This window comes from Thiocapsa sp., assembly GCF_022340925.1.
GTDB lineage: Bacteria > Pseudomonadota > Gammaproteobacteria > Chromatiales > Chromatiaceae > Thiocapsa.
On sequence record NZ_JAJDNA010000042.1, the window covers coordinates 64,034 to 83,514 of the forward strand.

Genomic DNA, 19,481 nt, shown 5'->3' on the forward strand with positions numbered 1-19,481 from the left:
GCCTGGCCCCCCTTTGCGTGGTTGAACCGCGTCAGGCATGAGAGCGTCCGGTCTCGTGTGGGACCGTGGTGATGTCGTGATCCTGACGGGAGACGCTTACGTCGATCATCCCTCGTTCGGAGTGGCGATCGCCGGGCGCCTGCTGGAGGCGCAGGGGTCTCGTCTCGGCATCATCGCCCAGCCGGACTGTACCGCACGAGGATTTGCGGTAACGGATATCCTGCGCTCATGCGGTGAGGCGCCTGAGCCAGGCCAGGATGCCCGGCTCTGCCTCCCAGACGTCGCGCATCGCCTCTCGATACATCCAGGCCTGGTCGTCGCCACCGGGGGTGAGGCCGCCAGGACCCAGGCGCGGTCGCTTGATGCGCTTTCGCGTCAGGTACTGAGGAATGCGGGGCAAGCGGTGCACGGCGGTCGTGAGCACCAGGCGGGCACGGTCTTGTCGCCCGAGACGGTAGAGCGCCAACACCTCGCCGTAGGCCAGGTCGGCGAGCGCGTCGTTCGGGAAGCGTCTTGCCAATGCCAGCGCAAGCTCGTCCTCACCGTCGCGCAGGTAGTGGTTCATCAGCTCGGCGCGCACGCCGTGGTTATCCTGAGGGTTGAGCCGCAGCAAGGTCTCGAGGGTCCGCGCGGCGTCCTCGGACTCACCTTCCTCGACCTGGCAGAGATAGAGTCGGAAGAGCAGACGCAGGGCCGGTCGATTGCGCGGTGACGACCAAGGGATCTGGTAAGGCGTATCGGGTGGGAGCACTCGATCCAGGATCGACCAGGCACGCTCCAAGAGAGGTCGCAGCAAGACATGCGAGATCCAGGGCAGGGCGCTCTCGGGGTGCACGTAGAGCGCCGTGGCCAGATCGTCGAGGGCTTCCAGGCTGTCAGCGAGCTGCGGGTGCCCGAACAGATACGCGAGCCAGTCCTGGTCGGCCCATGGTGCGGCGTCTCCGGCCGGAGTGAGATGGGTCGAATGGGGCTTGCCGGTCGGGAAGACGGCCTGCCAGGTCCTTTCGAGACGAGAGATCGAGGCCGGCGTGCTCAATTGCATCGGAATCGCCGCATGGCCCGCCTGTGCGTCGGTCGCCTCGTCGGGATGCGTGATCGGGATCGCACCAGCCGGGTCGTCGAATAAGGCGAGCTGACCCGGTGGCCGGGCGGCCCCTGATGCGCCAAGGGGGGTCAAGCGGTAATCCGGGAAGGAGCGGGTTTGAATGAGGGTGCACCAGTCGTGCAACTCTAGGATCCGAGGGTCCAGGACATCCGAATGGCTGTCGACCAGCGCGTTCTGGGGGTCGTCGGATGCGCGTGTCAGGAAATGGATGACGCCCGGGTGATCAAACCCGATTCGGCGAAACCGGTGCAACCAGACTCGGGCCCGTTCGCGAGCGATCCAGTCCTTATGTTGCGCTGCCAGGAGCGTGATCTCCAAGATGGCGGTGCCGGCATTGTCCGGGTCACTTCTCAGTGCCGCGGTGAAGGCCGCGTCCGCCCGCCTGTGATCGCCCTCGTCGATCGCCATCGTGCAGCGCCGCTGCCAGGCCGCGGCCTGCAGCGGGCGGGCGCCCTCGGTGCAGATCCGCTCCAGGAACCTTTGCTTCTTCCGCCAATGGTCGAGTCGATCGTAGGCGTCGCAGAGGATGTCGACGGCCGGCTCGAGCGCTTCCCCGAGCACATCGAGCCGATCCGAAAACAGGGGCTCCAGGAGCGCCACGGCACGCTTCGGGCGGTCCTCTTCAAGCCAGCGATCCGCGATGCGCGCGAGCAAGGGTTTCGGGACTGCATCCAAAGACAATGCCTCGCGGAGCCCATGCTCGGGAAGCTCGTCGAGCAGGATTTCCCAAACGAGGTCGGTCGAGAGCTCCGGCAGGTCCTCGATGGCGCCACAGCAGTCACGGTAACGGCTGCCTGAGCCGCAGGGGCAGGGGGCGTCGGCCGGGTGTGGCACCATGGGTTGGGGTTGGAAGGCCTGTGTAGGCTGCGGCGTGGCGTTCCAGATCGCGGCGGCCAGCAGGTTGGCGAGCCGCCGACGCTCGACGTCGTCGAGCGGGGTGGCGGCCAGTCCGAGCATCTCCGGGAGGTGATCGCGTGCCCAGTCGAGAAAGCGGTCTGGATCCGGGGCGAGCAGGATCTGTCGCACCGAGCGCTGGATGATTTCCTCGAAGCGTTCGGAATCGGCGGTCTCGTAATCGGACATCATCAGCTCCTCCGCTGGATGGAGGCAATCTTGGGACCCGCCCATCGCCTGCCTGACGATCGCCCCGCGGCTGGGACCGCACCGCTGCAGCGTGTATCAAGAGTTCGGGTACGTTGTCACGGTCCAGGCGCGACTTCAGACGCTCGTCGTGCCACGTCAACGCATCATTGGCCGATCGGACGTTGACCCGATTGTAAACCCTAAGGGTCTCGATTTCTCGATGATCTGACAGCGATGGGCGGTCTGGACGTCCCCGTGTGGAAACGGCGTGATGGGCAGCAAACGTGCTAATGTCATGTCCGGCGTCACCCGACCGCCGCGGCCCGGCGTCGTCGGTCAGCGCCCGGGGGCGACTCTGAGGGAAGTGCTGAGAATGGTCAGCGCTTCCGGCGCGGGGCGTGCCGCTCGGGATTCGCGGCCAGCGCCAGGCACGTCGGATGATCGCAGAGGCCACCCGGCGTTCGTTCCGGATCTGCACGCATCCCGGCCCCAGTTGGATCCGCCTGACTGAGCTACTGCGCGAGACCTTGGCCCTGAATAATCCGCGGCGCCCCGATGACTGAACCCAAGGTCAGAATCTTCGTCTCCTCGCCGTCGGATCTGGACCATGAGCGGGCCCTGGTCAAGGATGTCATCGATGCGCTCGCGCAAGAGTACCTCCCCTATTTCAAGCTCCAGTCGATCCTCTGGGAAGAGGAGGCATTGACCGCGGCGCAGAGCTTTCAGGCCGGACTGCTGCGGCCGTCGGAGTGCGAGATCGTGGTGGTCATGCTCTGGTCGAGGCTCGGGACGCCGCTCGCGGAGGATCCCTACGGAGGGATGACCGGGACCGAGTGGGAGTTCATCGATGCGGTCAGGGCCTCTTCGCGAAGCGGCAGCCCGGAGGTCTTGGTCTATAAAAAGGCCGCGCCGCGTCTGGTGGACGTCAACAACACCGAGGCGACCCGGGAGGCATTGGCGGACCGGCACCGGCTGGATGAGTTCTTCCGCGCGCATTTCTTCAACCCCGATGGGAGCTTCAGCCGTGCCTTCCGCCAGTTCGGCAATGATCGTGCGTTACGGGATCTCCTTGATGCTCAACTGCGCAAGCTTCTGAATCGTCGCATTACCGCCGAACGGCGGCTGGTTTCCGCCGCCGGCGGCTGGCACGGCAGTCCTTTTCGAGCCGAGGGACCGTTCGAGCTGGGTGACGATCGCGTCTTCACCGGCCGCGAGACGGAGACCCGTGAGGTGCTCGCGCGACTTGAGGCGATGCAGGGTCCCGGCCGCGGACTTCTGCTCGTGTCGGGCCCGAGCGGGGTCGGCAAGAGCTCCCTGATCCGCGCCGGGGTCTTGCCCCGTCTGGGGAGGCCTTTTCTGTTTTCGGGCATCTCCGGTTGCCGCTGGTCTCTCGTCGAATTGGATGATCGGGATCCGATCGAGTCGCTTGCCGCCGCGATCGCCACCGCTGGGATGCTGGGTCCAGCGCTGACTGCTTTCGGGCTCGACGTTTCAGGCTTGGGACGATTGTTGGTCAGCGAGCCGCAGGTGGCCGGTGAGCAGATGCGGGCCGCCCTGCTGCAGGCTGCCGATGATGGCGCGCCGCCGGATGACGGTGTAGGCGGGAAACAGCAGCTCGCCGTCGTCGTGGATCCGCTCGATCGGCTGTTCCGCGAGCCGATTCTGCCGACCCCACGCGTCCAGGCGTTCGCCGCCGCTCTGGCGCTGCTCGCCGCCCAGGACGGCATCTGGGTGATCTCGACGCTGCGCAGCGATCACCTTCGTCACATAGCGGACATCCCCGCTCTCGCCGCCCACTTGGACGATCAGGGTTGGTTTCGGCTCGACCCACCGCCTCCGTCGAGGATTCGCCAGGTCATCGAGATCCCGGCGCGGGTCGCCGGCATCGAGTATGAAGGGATGGCGGGCGGCAGCGGGCGAGGCCTGGTCGAGGAGCTGGAGTCCGAGGCCAGTCGGCTGGTGCATTGGCCCGCCGCGCTGGAGCCGGCGCTGGACGAGATCTATCGACTGGCACTCGCACGATCCCGGGACGCGGACAGATCCCACTCGCAGCTTCTGACCCTTCGCGACTATCGGAGCGTCGGAGGGCTCTCGGGATCGCTCCTGAGGCGCGCGGAGGCCCTCTGGCAGCGCTTGGAGGAAGAGGTGAAGGATGCCCTGCCGATCCTGTGCCGGGGTTTGATCGCGCTCGAAGCGGGCGGCGCATCAGCGCCCAGCGCCCGCAGCGGCGATCTGCGCACCTTGACAAGCGACGCCAGGGCCAGGATGTTGATTGAATCCTTGATCGCCGCCCGCCTGGTAGTCGCAGACGGCGTAGCCGATCCGCCGAGTCATCTTGGCTGCCCCAGGAGCGCGCCGCGCTTGCTGGATGACCTGAGGCATCTCCTCATCCGGACCGGCGATGATTGGCGTGAGCGATTCCGTGTCGGGGATGCATCCTCGGCGCGGGAGCCGTTGGTCGAGACCGAGCTCCGGACGGCAGGATCGGTCCAAGCCGCCGCCGGCGCCGAAGGGGTTGCGCGGTGGGACGAGTATCGTCCGATCGCCAGCTTTGCCCACCCGGCCTTGTTCGAGCGCTGGCGGCCCGTGCGTGACTGGCTGGCAAACCCAGACAACCGGGGCGACCTCATCCTGCGCTACCAGGTCTCGCGCCAGGCCCGTCTCTGGAAACGGACCGACTGCAATCGGGAATATCTGCTGGGGGAGGCCGGCTTCGCAGCGGCGCGTCGCTTTGCCGATGCCCACGCGGACGAGTTGGAACCCTTGGAGCAGGAGCTCTTGGAGCAATCCCACGAAAATCTCCTGCTTCAGCGACGTCGCAACCGCTGGGCGCGGATCCTGGGTCTGACTCTGGTCGCTCTGCTGGTTCTGGCCACCACGGCCGCTTTCTGGGCCTGGGACGCCTCGCGTGAGGCAACGGTCAACCTGCAGCGCAGCCTCCTGAAGGCGGCCGATCTGGCCATCGCATGGGGCAATACGCCTGAGGCGGTCCGCCTCGCCCTGAATGCCGGTCCCTACCTTCCGGAGGAGGCCACCGATACCCTCAGTCGCGCCTTCACCACGAACCGGCTGATCGCGATGGTCCAGTCCAAGGTCCTGCCTGGCGATCAACCCCAGCGGCCTGCGTTTCGTGACGACGGCGAGCGCCTGGTCACGCAAGCCCGGGGCGAGGGTGCGCAGCTCTGGGCGCTGCGCGAGCAGAGCTTCCAGCCGCAGAGGCGCCTGTTCGGTCCGGAGACACCGATCCACTCGGTTCGCTTCGTCGGTGACGGGGAGGCTCAACTGATCCTCGGCATCGGTGAGACCGGGGTTTGGCGGCTCCCGCTCGAGTCCGCTCAGGCGGCGGACTGGACCTGTGGTGCACCGGCGGAGAGCCCGATCGCACTCGACGCAGAGGGGCGCTTCCTCGCACTCTCGCATGAGGCTCCGCGCGATCGATTCGCGATCTGCGTCTTGGCCCTGGATGAACCCGGCAAGGTCCTCTGGGACCGGTCTGTGCATGCGAGCCAGGTGCGCAGCCTGGCCTTCGAGCCGGGGGGGGCTCTGCTGGTCACGGCCTCGCGGGATGGATCGGCGCGGGTGCTCGAGACTCTCACGGGGACCGAACGCCTGGTGCTGCCGAAAAGCGGTCCCCTGGGGCGGCCGGTGAACCACGCCGAATTTGACCCGACCGGACAGCGGGTCGCGGTCTCCTCGGCCGACGAGCGGATCCGCGTCTACGATCTTGATGGCCGGCAGCTCGCCGACCTCGGCGTCGTTACCCGCGACGGCAGCCGTCTGCGAGTCCACAAGTCGGCGGTGCGGGAATCCGCCTTCTCGCCGACTGGCCGGTATCTCGTCGCCGGCGATGACGGAGGGCAGGTCGTCCGTTGGGATCTGGAGAGCGGACAGGCGGAGATCCTCGGCCATCATGGTCTCAGTGTCGAGCATGTGCGGATTTCGACCAGGGGCGGTGACGACAGCCCCGAGCCTCTGATCCTGACCGCATCGCTCGACAAGACGGCGCGACTCTGGGGGTTGCTGACCGGCAAGGAGATCGCTGTCTTCAGTCATGATGCTGCGGTCTCGGAGGCGCGTTTCAGTCGTGACGGGACACGTGTGTTGACTTACTCGGATCTCGACGGCTCCGCACGGCTCTGGTCGGTCAAGCCGACCGAGACATTGGCCTCTCGTCTTCCCAGCGCAGATCATGTCTGGCATCTGGCAATGGCCACGGGAGCCGACGGCCCCATGACCGTCCTGCTGGCCACCGCTGCCTTCGACGGCCGTGTAGAGGTGTGGATCCATGATCGGCGTGCCGAGACCCTGCCGCCGGTGCGCATCTGGAGCTTGTCGGGTCATCAAGGACGAGTCCGCCGTGTCGCCTTCTCGCCATCGGCCAAGTACCTGGCCAGCGCCGGCCACGACGGTGCAGCCTGGGTCTGGAACCTGACGACCGGCGGGGGCTGCCGGTTGCCGGTGGCGGCCGAAGGGGTTGCGTGCCGACCGGATGGCGGTCGCGCCTGTCCCTATGTTCACCAGGTCCTTTTTTCACCGGATGAGCGCTGGTTGCTGACCACGTCCAGCGATCCGCGGCAGCCGGTGCGTCTCTGGGATCCCCGGGCCTGTGGACCGCTGGTGGACTCACCGCGGTGGGCCGAGGGCGGGGTCGCGGCGCAGGCAGGGGCGGTCTCGGTGGGACAGGATGGAGTGACCCAGGTGGCGATCGGAGACGACGGCGGGGGGGTGCGTGTGATGCGTGCCGGACCCGGGAGTGATTGGGTTCAGGTGTGCTCGGAGCAGTTGCATCGCGAGGCGGTGACCGAGGTCGCCTTTGCACCGGATGGGGGCTCGCTCGCCTCATCCAGTGAGGACGGGCGGGCTGCCTTGGTGTCCCTCACCGCCGGGCGATGCGGTCCCCCGCGCTATCTGGAGCCCGAGGCCGGAGCGCTCTACGGCGTGCGCTTTGCGCCGGACGGAGCGGCACTGGTGACCGCGGCCTTCGCGGCCAAGGCGCATGTCTGGAGCCTCGACGGTGCCCTTCTCGCCGAGCTTTCCGGTCACAAGGATCGGATCTATGCGGCAGAGTTCAGCCCCGATGGTCGCTGGCTGCTCACCGCCTCGCGAGACGGCTCGGTGCGCCTCTGGCAGCGCCCGACGACTCCGAGCACCGAGCCGGTCGGGTCCTATCTGACCCTGGCGGCGGACCTGGGCGGGGTAGCCTACGCCGGCTTCAGCCCCGACGGGCATACGCTCGCCGCGGCCTACTGGGAGAACGCGACCCTCCTGTGGCGGCTTTGGAACGAGGCCGGGACCCCGGATCGAGCGCTGGTGTCTCTGTGGGGCCGCGACCGCGCACGCCTGGCCCTGATTCGCGAGGCCAACCGCTTCCGGAGCGAGAACCGGCTCGATCCGAGCACGGGTCCAGCCGCCGGCTCGACCGATTAGATCGACCCTCGACCTCCATCCTCCGACCGGCAACCTCTGAACACTGAAACGTTTCCCTAACCCTGGGTGAGTGCCAATACCCCGAGCAGCATGACGGCCGATCCGATCAGCTTGGCGATCGGATGGGTCTCACGGAAGAACCGGCGTCCGAGCAGCACCGAAAAGACGCCGGCCGTGCGTTTGACCGCCATGGCATAGGAGGCCAGGGTCAGGCTGAGCGCGATCTGGTCGGCGATGCGCATCAAGGCGAACAGGCCGCCAAGCACGAGCAATGGGCGCGCTTGGTGTCGCGTCTGGTCGGTGAAGATCCGGGCATAGAAACCCCGATCGTGAAGCGTGAACAGGACGAAGAGCACCAATGGGTTGACGATTGCGACGACCACGGCGAAGGATAAAGGGTCGCTCAGCTGGATGCCGATGCGTCCGAAGACGCTGGCCGCGGCGAAACAGGCGGCGGCGCACACGGCGAGGCGGCTGCCGGGGTCAGTAACGAGTCGCTTGAACGGGAGCGACCAGCCTACCCGACGGTCGCTGAGGCTCAGGATATAGCTGCCGGCGACCAGGAAGGCGATGCCAAGCACGCCGACTGCGCCGGGCAGCACGCCGGTCAGGACCCACTCGATCAGGATCACGAAACCGGGTGTGAACGTGATCATCGGGCCCACCAGTGAGACCTCGCTCTTGTGGATCGCGGCGTTCAGCGCCCAACCACCCAAGGCGGACAGCACCCCGCCGCAGAGCACGGCCAGCAGATACCGGGGCTCGTGAAACGGGAACTGGTGGTTCCAGACGATCAGCGGCAGCGTGATCGCCAGGCTGATGAGGTTGACATAGAAGGTCAGGACCTCGGCCGAGAAGCTGAGGCCGAGGTGCTTGGTGACCGCGAGGCGGGAGGCATGAAAGAAGGCCGAGGCCAGCGAGAACAGGATCCAGAGGTGGGCGAATGCAGACAGGTCCATCCGGTGGGAGTGCAGTGAGGCTCGGCCTGGATACGGGCGCCAAGCTGGCGCATGTTGTGCCACGCCCATCCGACATGGCTGAGTCGATCAGCTTTGGCGACTGCTCAGGATCATACACCGACAAAGGCGCACGCATGGGCCCTCCGACCCGGAAAAGGCGCTCTCCCCAAGCCGGTCGAGCAGGCCGCACGAGATGCGCCCTGCGCCCCCTTGCTCTCAGACCCAACCCAGATGAGGGTTCGCGAAGTGCCGGATCGGCTCGAAACGCAGCGCGGGATCGTCATCGCATTGGGTCTGGTTGAATGCGGCGAAGCGGCGCTGGAATGCCGTCCGACGGTGCCATTCGCGAGGGGTCAGTCTCCCCGCGTTCCGCAAGACCCGCACGCTCGGGATTCCACCGAGGCTGAGCAGTCCCGCGCCACCGATGCCGGAGAAAAGCTTCGGCTGAAGAGTCAGGTGGACCCTGGACGCCTGACCGAGCGGGGCCCCACGGCGATTGCGAATCGGGGCATACAGGTTCATCGCGTAGGCGGGCAGGTTGAGCGTCATGAGATGCCTCCGTCGCGCCGGTCCAGCGCCACGCAAGCGGCGCGCGACCTTTTCAGGCAGATCCTCGAGGGCGCGGGCGAGGTGCCGGAGGCCGGCTTGGACCTCAGCCGAGAGGGGCAGTGATGCGATGCCGGCAGCGATCTCCATGGGTGGCAACAGTCCATGTCGCCGCCAGGGCGGCGGGGGGGTTCGCTGCCCCGTGAAAACCTCCAGCAGGTCTGCGGACATCCTGTCCAGGTGCCGATGCAGGCGCCGGATCAGGTCCTCGAAGTCAGGGTTTGCGAGCACCTCCCACCCGGGCAGCTCGATCAGACAGCCGATCGGACGCTGACCCCTGATCGTCAGCGCGTCGTCGGGTCTCACCAGGCGCGCGCCACGGATGCCCAGATCGAGTCCGGCAATCGCCTCGTAGATCAGGTGCGCACCGAGGAAGGTGAGTGGGTCGATGGCCTGGCGACGCACCCGGGGATCGGTGACGGGCGCGAGTCGTTCGGCGCCGCGCAGGGCCTCCAGCACCGCATCCTCCCAGTAGAGTAGATGCAGATGAAACTGCTTCGCGGCCTGGACGCTCTCCCTGTCGCCCGTATTGGGATCACAGTTGAGCGCGAGATGCAGCTGGCCATCGACCAGGCCAAAGCCATTCATAACCTCGGGCTCGGACACGAACCGGACGAAATTCAGGCCCGTCCTCCACAGGCAACGCCCGGTGAGCGGCTCGACCGCGTCCGGGGTCGCCTTGGTTGGCGTGGAGACCTCGGTCACCATGAGGTCGTGGAGGCTATGGGGAGAGACCTTGTCGATCAGGGCCAACCGGTCGCCGTTGCAGGTAATTTCCTGAATCGTTCGGCGGGCGAAACGCCGCCGCGGGTCCGGATGGTCGACCTCGGGCCGGGTCAGGGCGTAATCGGCCGGCGGTCCCGCCATGCGCAGGTGCGCCCAGGCCACTCTCAGCCGATCCAAGTCCGGTGGATACAGAGGTGCGAACCGGTCGGGCCGCCCCTGTCCGATTGCGGGCGAGGGCCTCGGATCCTTCGTCGACAAGAGGCTCACAGCGTCCCGGGCCGTTGCCGAAGTGTCCGCAGGTCCCGCACGACGTCCGCCGCCAAGCGTGCGGCCAACCGGTTGAATGCCTCGGCCATCGCCGCTGGTGTCGCCCCCTCGACCAAGACCTCGCCGCTGTACTGGCGGTTCCAGATCGATCTGCGGTCAGCGGCCCGCAGAAGCGCCAAATTGAGCGTCCCGACGACCCGCGGCGGTTGTGCGGTCGGCAGGTGCTCGAACCGCTCCATTTCGCCGCCGAGCAGATAGTCTGCGCGTGCCCGGTTGGCCGGTGTCAGGACGCGTTCAAAGGCCGCCGCGGCGCGGATCGCATCGACCAATGCCCGAGCCATGGCACGCGGAACCGGCTCCTCCCAGAGGAGGTCTTGATACCGCTGAGCCAGCAAGGGCTCCTCCGCGGTCCGGAAGACGATCTGCCGACCGCCGAGGAAACCCCGCGCGGACAGCTCGTTCACCAGGAGCGTTGCCTGCACCGCGGGACCCGCGGGTGCCTCCAAAGGGAGCGGGGCGAGCGAGTAGAACCGGTCCGATCTGAAGGGTTCCCGCGAGCCGCAGCCGCTCACGACGAGGAGCAGGGTCAGAATCGGCGTCAGGATGATGCCCAGGCGTCCGTGCGGGCTGTGCTGAGTCATGGGTTAGTCCTCATCAGGGAGATCGGATTCCCCCAGTCGACCCTGGCAATGGCGGTGTTGCCTCGGCGAGCGGCCCCTCTGCCGGGGTCTCGGTGCGAGTCAACGCGCGGACCGGCGGCGACGGCGAGAGCCGTTACCGGAACCAAGGCGCCTGTTCCTCCTGCCGACGTTGTTTGATGATCAAGGTCGGATCGCTGCGCAGGTCACGCGAGAGGGCCGACAGGTTGCGGGTTGCGTCCTCGATGTTCGTCAAGATCGGTGTGAGTGACGCGGACAGAGACTGCAAAAGAAACTGCGTATCGTCGAGGGAGCGCTGAAGAGCCGGGCGGTTTTCGTTGATCAGCCCGCGGACATCCCTCGCCAGCTCGCTGTAGTCGGCGACTGCGCGCTGGACGTTTTCGGTGCTCCCCGTCATGTCGCTGGTGATCTTGGCCAGGCCCTGCGACGTCTCTCTGACTGATTCGAGGATGGCGCCGATCGCCTCAGGGTCGACCGCCGTGGCCAGATTCTGCGACAAGGTCTGGAGATGCTCGAAGGCGCCCGCGAGCCGATCGCGGTTCTCGCCTTGGTCGTCTGCGGTCCCGATCAGCAGCTCGATCGTCTTGACCTGGTCGCGGATGCTTGCAAGGGTCGGTGCAATGCTGTCTTCGACCACGATGCGGAGCGTATCCGTGAGGTCGGCGAGGCGCTCGGTCAGGTCCGCCTGCGGTTCTCTGGCATCGATCACGGCCCCGTTGGCGAGTAGCTCGGCAGAGCTGCCTGCCTCGATCCTGATGGCGTTTCCTTTCAAAAGGCCCAGCGGGGCCAGCTGTGCAGTGCTGTCGAGGGGGACTGGCCAGTGCTTGCGGATGCGCAGCGTCGCGCGGAAGCAGGGCTGGCTCGGCGAGCGCGGCGCACCCCCGGCCAATGGCGGCGGACAATGGCGGAGATAGGCATCGGTCCCGGGAAAGACCGGCGCCACCTTCTCGACCAGACCGATGACATAGCCTTCCTGGACGACCTGGATCCCCGTGTCCAGCCCAGCGGCATCGAGGAAATAGGCCTGCAGGCGATTGGGCCTTCCGACCAGCCCGGGCAGGACCGCCGTGAGTGCGGTCAAGGCAACGGCTGCCATCGCGATGACGAAGATGCCCGAGTAGAGGAGATCGCGGCGCTCGGCCCTTGCCCGACGTTTGCCCGGGGCCCCAATCTCGGGGGGCGCATAGAGCCGATCGAGCCGGCGATCGGCTGGACTCGGGTTGTCGGTCATGGATGTCCCCAAAGCGCTGCGCGCAGATCCAGGCGGGTCGCGCTCGCTGCCTCAAGCTCCGCGGGCGTGCCCTCGAACAACAGCCGCCCGCGCTCCAGGACCGCAGTCCGATCGCTCGTGCCGGTCAGCGCATCCAGCCGGTTGTCAGTGGCGACGAGCGTGAGATTCTGGTTTTCCCTCAGAACGTGCAAGACCTCCAGGGTCTCGCGCGCCACGCTCGGATCGAGCCCGTCGGAAAGTCCATCCCACACCAGCAGCTTAGGGCGGTGAATCAGTGCGCGCGCGAGCTCCACGCGCCGCTGCTGGCCTAACGAGAGTGCGCGCGGCAAGTGGTTCTCGAGTCCGTCGAGGCCAAGCAGTGTCATCGCCAATCGCGCCGCACGGGCCATCTCGCTGCGGCTCATCGGTGTGTCGCGCAAGGGCAGCAGCAGGTTGTCGAGGACAGTGTGACCTGATAGCAGCGACCCGCGCTGGAGCACCGCCCCGATCTCACGACGGAGCCGCGCCATTGCGACCCCGCCGATCCGGTCAAGGTCCTGTCCCAGGACCCGGATCGTGCCTGCCGAGGGCCGATCGAGTCCCAGGATCAAACGGGTCAGCAAGCTCTTGCCGGCCCCGTTTGGTCCGCAGATCAACAGCCAGGCCCCTTCGGGCAAAGAAAGTCGGATGTCATCCAGCGCCATGCGGCCGGCGACATGTTGGTAGACACCCGCGAGCGTCAGGGCCGCCGGCATCGCGGCTCCCGAAAAGTCTCTGGCAGCGCCAAGACGGCAGGACCGACCGTGCGCCCGCCGGGCATACGGCTCGGGGATGGTGGGTCGCGGGTGGTTTGGGTCAAGATCAGACTCGTAACAGCAGGATGTAGAGGAGATCGGTGACCAGGATCGCCGCCACCGCCCCGATCATGGTGCGGGTCGCGGCCCGGGCAATGCCCTCCGGATTGCGGCCGGCTGCAGTTCCGTTAACGGTTGCGATTAGCGCGATCAGCAGCGCGAAGAGCAGGGGCTTGACCAATGCCTCGATCAGGGTGGGGACATCAAGCGCCCGCCTCAGCGCCTCCAGAAACAAGGCTGGCGAGACCCCGGTCATGCCCCAGAGCCAGAATCCGGCTGCAGCAAAGGTGACCAGCGTTCCCCAGATCACGAAGGCAAAGCTCATCAGCAGCATCGCCAGGAGGACCGGGCCGACCGTGAACTGGATCGGGTGGATGCCGTTCACCAACAAGCCGTCCATCTCACCTGTGACCGTGAGGGTCGCCTGCCGGACGGCCAGGGCGACTCCCGCTCGCCCCGCCACCAGGATCCCGACCAGGATCGGCACCAGCTCCAAGACAGTGGCATAGGTGACCGTCAATAGGATCAGGCCGGGCAAGTCGAGTTGATTCAGGATTGCCTCGATCTGGTGACCGATGATCAGGCCGACAGAGGCCGTCACCAGCGTAATCGCGGGCAGGATGGAGAGACCGGCCTGGCGCAGGGATGCCGCGAAAGCCGGGACGTCCAACCTGGCCTTCCCAAGCAGGATCCGCAGGTACAGGGCGAGGCAGCTCGCCAGGGTCATCGCGGCGAACCCGATCTCTTCGATCCAGCCGGTGGCTCCTGCGAAGGCACCGGTGTCTCTCGAGTCGACACCCATATCAACCGAGGTCATGCCCTGGATTGGCGTCTATGCATCTTAGCGTGAAAGCCGTCCGTTCGAAGCCTCCGTGCCGTCTCGGTTGCGATGCTGAAAGGGGAATGGTCTTCCTGCCCTTCAGTCTCAACGGCCGGCTGTCGAGACTCGTTGACTGTGCCTCCCAGGCGCTGCGCGTGCGGATCCCATGCGCTGTGCGCTAGTCCAGATCCGGTGTCTCTCCGGACGCAACATAGACCGCCCGCTCGGCGACATTGGTCGCGCGATCGGCGACCCGCTCATAGTTGTGGACGATCCACAGTAAATAGGTCCCGGTCGTCGCGAAACCGGAATCGGCGCCCATCATCGAGAGGAGTCGCTCGATCACAGCCTCCTCGTTGCGGTCGATCATGTCTTCGCGTGCGATGCTCGCACGCGCGCGTTGCTCGTCGCCCCCGCTGGTAAAGGCGTCGAGGGTCTCCCCGAGCATGGCGATGGCATCCTCCGCCACCTCGGTGATGGCCTCGACCGCGCCGGCCGGGAGTGGCGTCTCGCCCGCCTTCTGCAGGATGCGGGCGACGTCCGCCGCGTAGTCACCGATGCGCTCCAGCTCCGAGGCGAGCTCCATGCAGGCCCCGATGGCGCGTAGATCCGCTCCAGCGGGTTTGAAGGCCGCGAGTGTCACCAGGCATTCCTGCTCGAGGACGCGCCGTTGCTGGTTGATGCGCGCATCCGCCTCGATGATGCATCCGGCCAGCTCCAAGTCGTGTTCGGTCAGGCACATCACCGACTGGCGCAAGGCATCCATCACCAGTCTCCCCAACTCGCCAAGGGCCGCCTGATGCTCCGCCCGCCGGCGTTGTGCCAGGTTGATGTGCTCGCTCATTCCTTTGTCCTCTCTGGCCTGTGCCTGCTGCTCCGAATGCCCACCGGACGGCTTGGCCGCTGAAGCTAGCACAGGGATGCCGATCTGCCTAGGAGCCTGGCGGACTGAAGACCGATCTGCTGCGACGGCGCGACCCTGCCCGGCCGCGGACGGAGGCGGAGTCCTTTTCCTGCGAAGACGGCCTGCTGCCCGTCCGAAGCGGTGCATGTCGGGTGAGAGGCAATCTGCCCTACCACTGGTGCACCCGCGCTTGGACCTGCGTCCGCGGGGGCGCAAACCCGTTCCGTTCGGATGGGCGCCGGGGCTGCTGAGAAAGGGGCGCAGATCAGTCGTTCTGACCGGCCTCTGGATCGTCGCGGCGGGGGGTGGTCTCCGGATCGGCCGTGATGGGGCGGTAGATCTCAATTCGGTCACCGTCGTTGAGGCGGGTGTCGAGCTGCACGAGCCGCCCGAAGATGCCGATCCTGTTCACGGACAGGTCGATCTCGGCGAACTGGTCGAGCAGACCGGATCGCTCGATCGCCTCACGAGCCGTACTCCCCTCCGGGACATCGAGCTTGAGCCAGGTCTGCTTGAACTTGTCTGCGTAGGCGACGCCAACATGCATTGCTCGAATCCTCAATCAAGGGTTGGTAGATCGGCTCAGGCTTCGCCAATCCAACCGCGGGCTCGTCCATGACGGGCTCCTGGCCTCCCCGGCGCCTTTGCGCCTCGGAGCCGGACAGAGCTACGCGGTTGCGGCTTGCACCCCGGTTTCACGTCGCTTTGACGCGGCGATCCGGGCATCGATCAGGCGCTTGCCCGCGAGCATGAAGCCGAGCGCAAGGAAGCCGCCCGGCGGCAGGATGGCGAGCAGGAAGCCACGGTAGTCCGGGATCAGGGTCACCTCCATGAACGACATCCGCTCGCCCAGCAGGGTCGCCGCGTTGGCGAAGAGTGTGCCGCTGCCGATGATCTCGCGGATGGCGCCGAGCACCACCAGCACGCAGGTGAACCCCAAGCCCATCGCCAGCCCGTCGAAAGCGGCAGGCATCACCCGGTTGCGCGACGCGAATGATTCGGCCCGCCCGAGAATGGCGCAGTTGGTCACGATCAGCGGGATGAACAGCCCCAGGACCTTATGCAGATCGTGGAGCCAGGCGTTGAGCCCGAGGTCCACCAGGGTCACCAATACGGCGATGATCAAGACGAACACAGGGATCCGGACCTCCGGCGTGATCAGACCGCGCAGCATGGAGATCAGCAGGCCCGAAGCCACCAGGACCGCCGTGGTGGCGAGTCCCATCCCGAGGCCGTTGGTGGCCGTCCCCGTGACCGCGAGCAGCGGGCACAAGGCGAGCACTTGGGCGAGCACGACGTTGTTGCTCCAGAGGCCGTCCCTGGCAATCCGGGCCCATTGGGTTCGATTCTTTGTCTCTGCCGCGATGCTCATGTGGTCCCCGGTGCGATGGACTTGTTCCAGAAAACGCGGTTGAGCCGCGAAGAAGATCAAGGACGTCAATGAAATCATGCACTGCGATTGTCGGCTGATTCACCTGATCCAGTGATCACGGTGCTAGATTCAACCCATGGAAAACCGTTGCGCTCGTTGCGGCTTTGAGTTGTCGAGTCACGGCCTCGGGTTGAAGCTCAGACTCAGGGCCTGCGCTCGCCCGTTCGAGGTCGCGCCGCGTCTGGTGCGTCGACCTGGACGACCGCAGGCGCGGTGAGGGTGTCGCGGTGGCTGGCGAAGAGCTCCAGCCCGCCGCGCAGGGCGGCGAGGATTCCGCGCGGTGTGATGGTGGCCCCTGTGAACTGGTCGAAATCCCCGCCATCCTTCTTGACCGCCCAGCGTTGCGCCGGTGGATTGCCGAGGCTCAAGCCGTCGAACGCGAGGATCCAGTCGCTCTTGGCGACCTCCATCCTGTCGCCGAGACCCGGCGTCTCAGCGTGTGAGAGGACGCGCACGCCCAGGACCTTGCCGGTGGCGTCGAGGCCGAGCAGGAGCTCGATCTCTCCGCCGTAACCGACGCCGCGAACCCGAAAGGCGACCCCGGTGACCTGCAGCCCCCTGAGTGCGCGGTAGACAGTCAGAGGTGCGCCGTCCAGGCCCTGGATGGGCATGGAATCGGCGAGCAGGTCGTTGTCATGGATCGACGGCGGGATCACCTCGGCCAGAGATGCCTTGAGATCCTCTGCCTTGCGCAGCGCGATGGTGTCGCGGGTGGCCAGATCGCCCAGCACCAGGAGGGCGGCGGCGATCAGTGTGAAGCCACCGAGCAGACCGGCCTGATAGCCGACGCGCTTGCGATAGCTGGGTTCGGCGACGGTCGTCATTTGCGCATCTCGGCGTTATCAGCGTATTCGATCGGCGTGCCCCGGCGATCACGCCCGTAGACCCGTGGGCGGAGATAGTGGTCGATCGTCGGGGTGCAGGCGTTCATGAGCAGGATGGCGAAGCCCACGCCTTCCGGATAACCGGCCCACGTGCGGATGACATAGACCAGGATGCCGCAGCCGGCCCCGAAGAGGATCTGACCCGACTTGGACACCGGAGAGGTCACCGGATCCGTCGCGATGAAGAAGGCCACCAGCAGCGTTGCCCCCGAGACGAGATGATACGGGGCACCGGCGTAGCGGTCGGCATCGTAGAGGTTCATCAGGGTCGCGATGAGGGCGAGGCTACCGACCAAGGCCACCGGAATATGCCAGCTGATGACGCGCTTCAGCAGGAGAAAGCCTCCGCCGAGCAGGATCAGCAGGGCCGAGGTCTCCCCCATACTGCCGGCGATCGTGCCGATCGCACCCGAGAAGAGGTGGGCCATCCCTGGCAGGATGTCGGACAGGGTCCCCCCCTGGCTCAGCTCGGTCCTGACATGGCTCAGGAGCGTGGCGCCCGTGACTGCGTCGAAGCCGCCCTGACCGAGACTGATCGAGATGCCCTGCCAAAAACCGGGGGCCTCGGGCGAGAAGATCGGCAGCGGCCGGACATAGCTCGTCATCTCCAACGGAAAGGAGATCAGGAGCGCGACCCGCGCCACCATGGCTGGATTGAAGATGTTCTGTCCCAGTCCTCCGAACACCTGCTTGGCCACGACGATGGCGATCAGGGCGCCGATGGCACCGATCCACCAGGGTGCCCAGGGCGGCAGGCTCAGGGCCAACAGCCAGCCGGCCACCACGGCCGAGCCGTCGAGCAGGTAGCGTCTTTGGGGCTTCCCGGCGATCCGCAGACAGACCCACTCCGCAGCGACGGCCGTGCCCAGGGTGGTGAGGAAGAGAAAGATCGCCGGCCAGCCGAACTGCCAGAAGCCGAAGACCGTCGCTGGCAGCAGGGCCAGCATCACCAGAACCATGGTGCGCTGGATGCTGGTCGGCGCGTGGGCGAAGGGGCCGGCGCTCGTGGCCGGGGTCTCGATCTGCATCTCAGGACTCCGACACGCTGGCCGTCGGCTGATCGGTCGCCTTTGCGGCCGCCTCGCGTTTGCGTCTGGCCATCGCCTCGCGCTTGGCCTGCTTGATCGCCTCCATGCGGGCGCTGCGCTGCTCCGCCAGCCGCTTGGTTTCCATGAGCTTCTGCCTGGCGCGTCCACGCGCCGCCATCTCGCCTTTGGCATAGTTAAAAAACTGCACCAGTGGGAGATGCGCCGGGCAGACATAGGCGCAGGATCCACAGCCGATGCAATCCATCAGACCCAGGCCGACGGCACCTTCCAGATCTCCGGAGCGGGTGCGCGCGGCCATCTCGAGGGGCACCAGCCCGCAGGGGCAGGCCTCGACGCAACTCGCGCAGCGGATGCAGGGCATGGGCGCCTGCCGGTCAATCTCGCGCCTGGTCAGCGCCAGCACCCCGTTGCTGCCCTTGACGATTGGCACCCGGGTGCTCGGCAGTGGCTGACCCATCATGGGTCCGCCGCTGATCAGCCCTGCTGGCTCCTCGTTGAAGCCGCCGCAATAGTCGAGCAGGTCCTGGACCCGTGCACCGAGGGGAACGCGCAGGTTCCGTGGCCGCGCGACCGCGGCGCCGCTGACGGTCACCACCCTCGAGATGAGCGGTCGGCCGTACCGCAAGGCCTCATGGACCGCGAAAGCGGTCGCCCCATTGTGGACAACCACGCCGATGTCCGCGGTCAGCCCCCGCGCCGGGGTCTCGCGACCGGTCAGCGCCTGCACCAGGTGCTTCTCCGAGCCCATCGGGTAACGCGTGGGCAGGCGGGCGAGCCGGATCCTTCGGTCGACGGCGGCGGCCAGACTCATGGCCGCCTGGGCCTGGGGCTTGTTCTCCTCAATGGCGATGATGATCCGCTCCGCGCCCAAGGCATGTGCCATGATCCGGACCCCGTCGACGACCGCGTCCGCCTGCTCGCGCATCAGGCGGTCGTCGCAGGTCAGATAGGGCTCACATTCCGCGCCATTCACCACCAGGGTGTGCACCCGGTAGCGGGTCCGCAGGTTGAGCTTGACGGCGGAAGGGAACGTCGCCCCACCCATCCCGACGATCCCCGCCTCGGCCACCCGGGTTGCGATCTCCTCCGGCGCCAGCGCAAAGGGGTCGGATATACTCCGGACTTTTTCCGACCAACGATCCTCGCCGTCTGGCATCAGGGTGACGGTTCGAATCGAGAGTCCGGAGGCATGATGAGCCGGGTAGCTTCCGACCCCCATCACGCGGCCTGATGTTGGCGCATGGACGGGCGCCGAGATGGCGCCCTGACTGAGCCCTAGCAGATCGCCCTTGGCGACCCGTTGGCCGCGGCGGACCGCTGGTTTGGCGGGCGCGCCGATGTGCTGCTGCAGCGGGACGTGCAGCAGCGCCGGCATGGGCAGGTCCTCGATCGCCTGTTCGGCTGCGAGGTGCTTGTGATCGTGCGGGTGCACGCCGCCGCGGATCCTGAAGAGTTTCATTCCTGATCGCCGTGTCTGATCGGTCGGTTTCGTTCGG

At 66.6% G+C, this 19,481-nt stretch carries 14 protein-coding genes and 1 pseudogene; 2 read left to right on the plus strand and 13 right to left on the minus strand.

Features of this window, described 5'->3' with window-relative positions; all coding sequences use genetic code 11:
• Positions 1-52: 52 nt before the first annotated feature.
• Positions 53-196 (plus strand): annotated as a pseudogene (locus LJE61_RS05715) (YgiQ N-terminal domain-containing protein); the annotation flags it as partial.
• A gap of 30 nt (positions 197-226) precedes the next feature.
• Here the strand turns inward: LJE61_RS05715 and LJE61_RS05720 are convergent.
• A complete protein-coding gene (locus LJE61_RS05720; protein ID WP_296913323.1) occupies positions 227-2,188 on the minus strand; it encodes an SEC-C metal-binding domain-containing protein in 1,962 nt (653 codons plus the stop codon).
• A 555-nt stretch (positions 2,189-2,743) separates the two neighbouring features.
• Here LJE61_RS05720 and LJE61_RS05725 point away from each other — a divergent pair.
• Entirely contained in the window at positions 2,744-7,615 is a 4,872-nt protein-coding gene (locus tag LJE61_RS05725) for an nSTAND1 domain-containing NTPase (protein ID WP_296917732.1), read from the plus strand.
• Positions 7,616-7,671: 56 nt separating this feature from the next.
• Here LJE61_RS05725 and LJE61_RS05730 read toward each other — a convergent pair whose 3' ends face one another.
• From LJE61_RS05730 to rsxC, 12 genes are all read right to left on the minus strand, one after another.
• Entirely contained in the window at positions 7,672-8,574 is a 903-nt protein-coding gene (locus LJE61_RS05730; RefSeq protein WP_296913166.1) for an EamA family transporter, read from the minus strand.
• A gap of 216 nt (positions 8,575-8,790) precedes the next feature.
• Entirely contained in the window at positions 8,791-10,068 is a 1,278-nt protein-coding gene (locus LJE61_RS05735) for a hypothetical protein (protein ID WP_296913163.1), read from the minus strand.
• A gap of 101 nt (positions 10,069-10,169) precedes the next feature.
• Complete coding sequence (locus LJE61_RS05740) at positions 10,170-10,814, minus strand: ABC-type transport auxiliary lipoprotein family protein (RefSeq protein ID WP_296917734.1); 645 nt, start codon at positions 10,812-10,814, stop codon at positions 10,170-10,172.
• A 133-nt stretch (positions 10,815-10,947) separates the two neighbouring features.
• Entirely contained in the window at positions 10,948-12,063 is a 1,116-nt protein-coding gene (locus LJE61_RS05745; protein WP_296913157.1) for an MlaD family protein, read from the minus strand.
• The gene (locus LJE61_RS05750) at positions 12,060-12,797 is read right to left on the minus strand and encodes an ABC transporter ATP-binding protein (RefSeq protein WP_296913154.1); all 738 of its coding nucleotides are present in this window, start codon (positions 12,795-12,797) and stop codon (positions 12,060-12,062) included. Before LJE61_RS05750 ends, LJE61_RS05745 begins: the two co-directional genes overlap by 4 nt.
• Before the next feature lie 106 nt (positions 12,798-12,903).
• Entirely contained in the window at positions 12,904-13,713 is an 810-nt protein-coding gene (locus LJE61_RS05755; protein ID WP_296913151.1) for an MlaE family ABC transporter permease, read from the minus strand.
• A 181-nt stretch (positions 13,714-13,894) separates the two neighbouring features.
• Positions 13,895-14,560, minus strand: a complete 666-nt coding sequence (gene phoU / locus LJE61_RS05760) for a phosphate signaling complex protein PhoU (RefSeq protein ID WP_296917736.1) — start codon at positions 14,558-14,560, stop codon at positions 13,895-13,897.
• A 325-nt stretch (positions 14,561-14,885) separates the two neighbouring features.
• On the minus strand, positions 14,886-15,167 hold the full coding sequence (locus LJE61_RS05765; RefSeq protein WP_296910971.1) for an RnfH family protein: 282 nt from the start codon (positions 15,165-15,167) through the stop codon (positions 14,886-14,888).
• Positions 15,168-15,287: 120 nt separating this feature from the next.
• Complete coding sequence (locus LJE61_RS05770; protein WP_296911026.1) at positions 15,288-15,992, minus strand: electron transport complex subunit E; 705 nt, start codon at positions 15,990-15,992, stop codon at positions 15,288-15,290.
• 203 nt (positions 15,993-16,195) lie between these two features.
• The gene (locus LJE61_RS05775) at positions 16,196-16,876 is read right to left on the minus strand and encodes an RnfABCDGE type electron transport complex subunit G (RefSeq protein WP_296910973.1); all 681 of its coding nucleotides are present in this window, start codon (positions 16,874-16,876) and stop codon (positions 16,196-16,198) included.
• A complete protein-coding gene (locus tag LJE61_RS05780) occupies positions 16,873-17,964 on the minus strand; it encodes an RnfABCDGE type electron transport complex subunit D (protein ID WP_296910975.1) in 1,092 nt (363 codons plus the stop codon). Before LJE61_RS05780 ends, LJE61_RS05775 begins: the two co-directional genes overlap by 4 nt.
• A gap of 1 nt (position 17,965) precedes the next feature.
• Positions 17,966-19,444 (minus strand): electron transport complex subunit RsxC, encoded by a 1,479-nt coding sequence (rsxC, locus tag LJE61_RS05785; protein ID WP_296910977.1) that lies wholly within the window; start codon positions 19,442-19,444, stop codon positions 17,966-17,968.
• Between the last annotated feature and the right edge of the window lie 37 nt (positions 19,445-19,481).

What these genes read in the sequence shown, in the direction of transcription:
- LJE61_RS05725 (WP_296917732.1), top strand. Translation starts at nt 2,744, where the DNA reads ATGACTGAACCCAAGGTCAGAATCTTCGTCTCCTCGCCGTCGGATCTG.
- LJE61_RS05745 (WP_296913157.1), bottom strand. Translation starts at nt 12,063, where the DNA reads ATGACCGACAACCCGAGTCCAGCCGATCGCCGGCTCGATCGGCTCTAT.
- phoU (WP_296917736.1), bottom strand. Translation starts at nt 14,560, where the DNA reads ATGAGCGAGCACATCAACCTGGCACAACGCCGGCGGGCGGAGCATCAG.
- LJE61_RS05720 (WP_296913323.1), bottom strand. Translation starts at nt 2,188, where the DNA reads ATGTCCGATTACGAGACCGCCGATTCCGAACGCTTCGAGGAAATCATC.
- LJE61_RS05765 (WP_296910971.1), bottom strand. Translation starts at nt 15,167, where the DNA reads ATGCATGTTGGCGTCGCCTACGCAGACAAGTTCAAGCAGACCTGGCTC.
- LJE61_RS05775 (WP_296910973.1), bottom strand. Translation starts at nt 16,876, where the DNA reads ATGACGACCGTCGCCGAACCCAGCTATCGCAAGCGCGTCGGCTATCAG.
- LJE61_RS05780 (WP_296910975.1), bottom strand. Translation starts at nt 17,964, where the DNA reads ATGCAGATCGAGACCCCGGCCACGAGCGCCGGCCCCTTCGCCCACGCG.
- LJE61_RS05750 (WP_296913154.1), bottom strand. Translation starts at nt 12,797, where the DNA reads ATGCCGGCGGCCCTGACGCTCGCGGGTGTCTACCAACATGTCGCCGGC.
- LJE61_RS05770 (WP_296911026.1), bottom strand. Translation starts at nt 15,992, where the DNA reads ATGAGCATCGCGGCAGAGACAAAGAATCGAACCCAATGGGCCCGGATT.
- LJE61_RS05730 (WP_296913166.1), bottom strand. Translation starts at nt 8,574, where the DNA reads ATGGACCTGTCTGCATTCGCCCACCTCTGGATCCTGTTCTCGCTGGCC.
- rsxC (WP_296910977.1), bottom strand. Translation starts at nt 19,444, where the DNA reads ATGAAACTCTTCAGGATCCGCGGCGGCGTGCACCCGCACGATCACAAG.
- LJE61_RS05755 (WP_296913151.1), bottom strand. Translation starts at nt 13,713, where the DNA reads ATGACCTCGGTTGATATGGGTGTCGACTCGAGAGACACCGGTGCCTTC.
- LJE61_RS05740 (WP_296917734.1), bottom strand. Translation starts at nt 10,814, where the DNA reads ATGACTCAGCACAGCCCGCACGGACGCCTGGGCATCATCCTGACGCCG.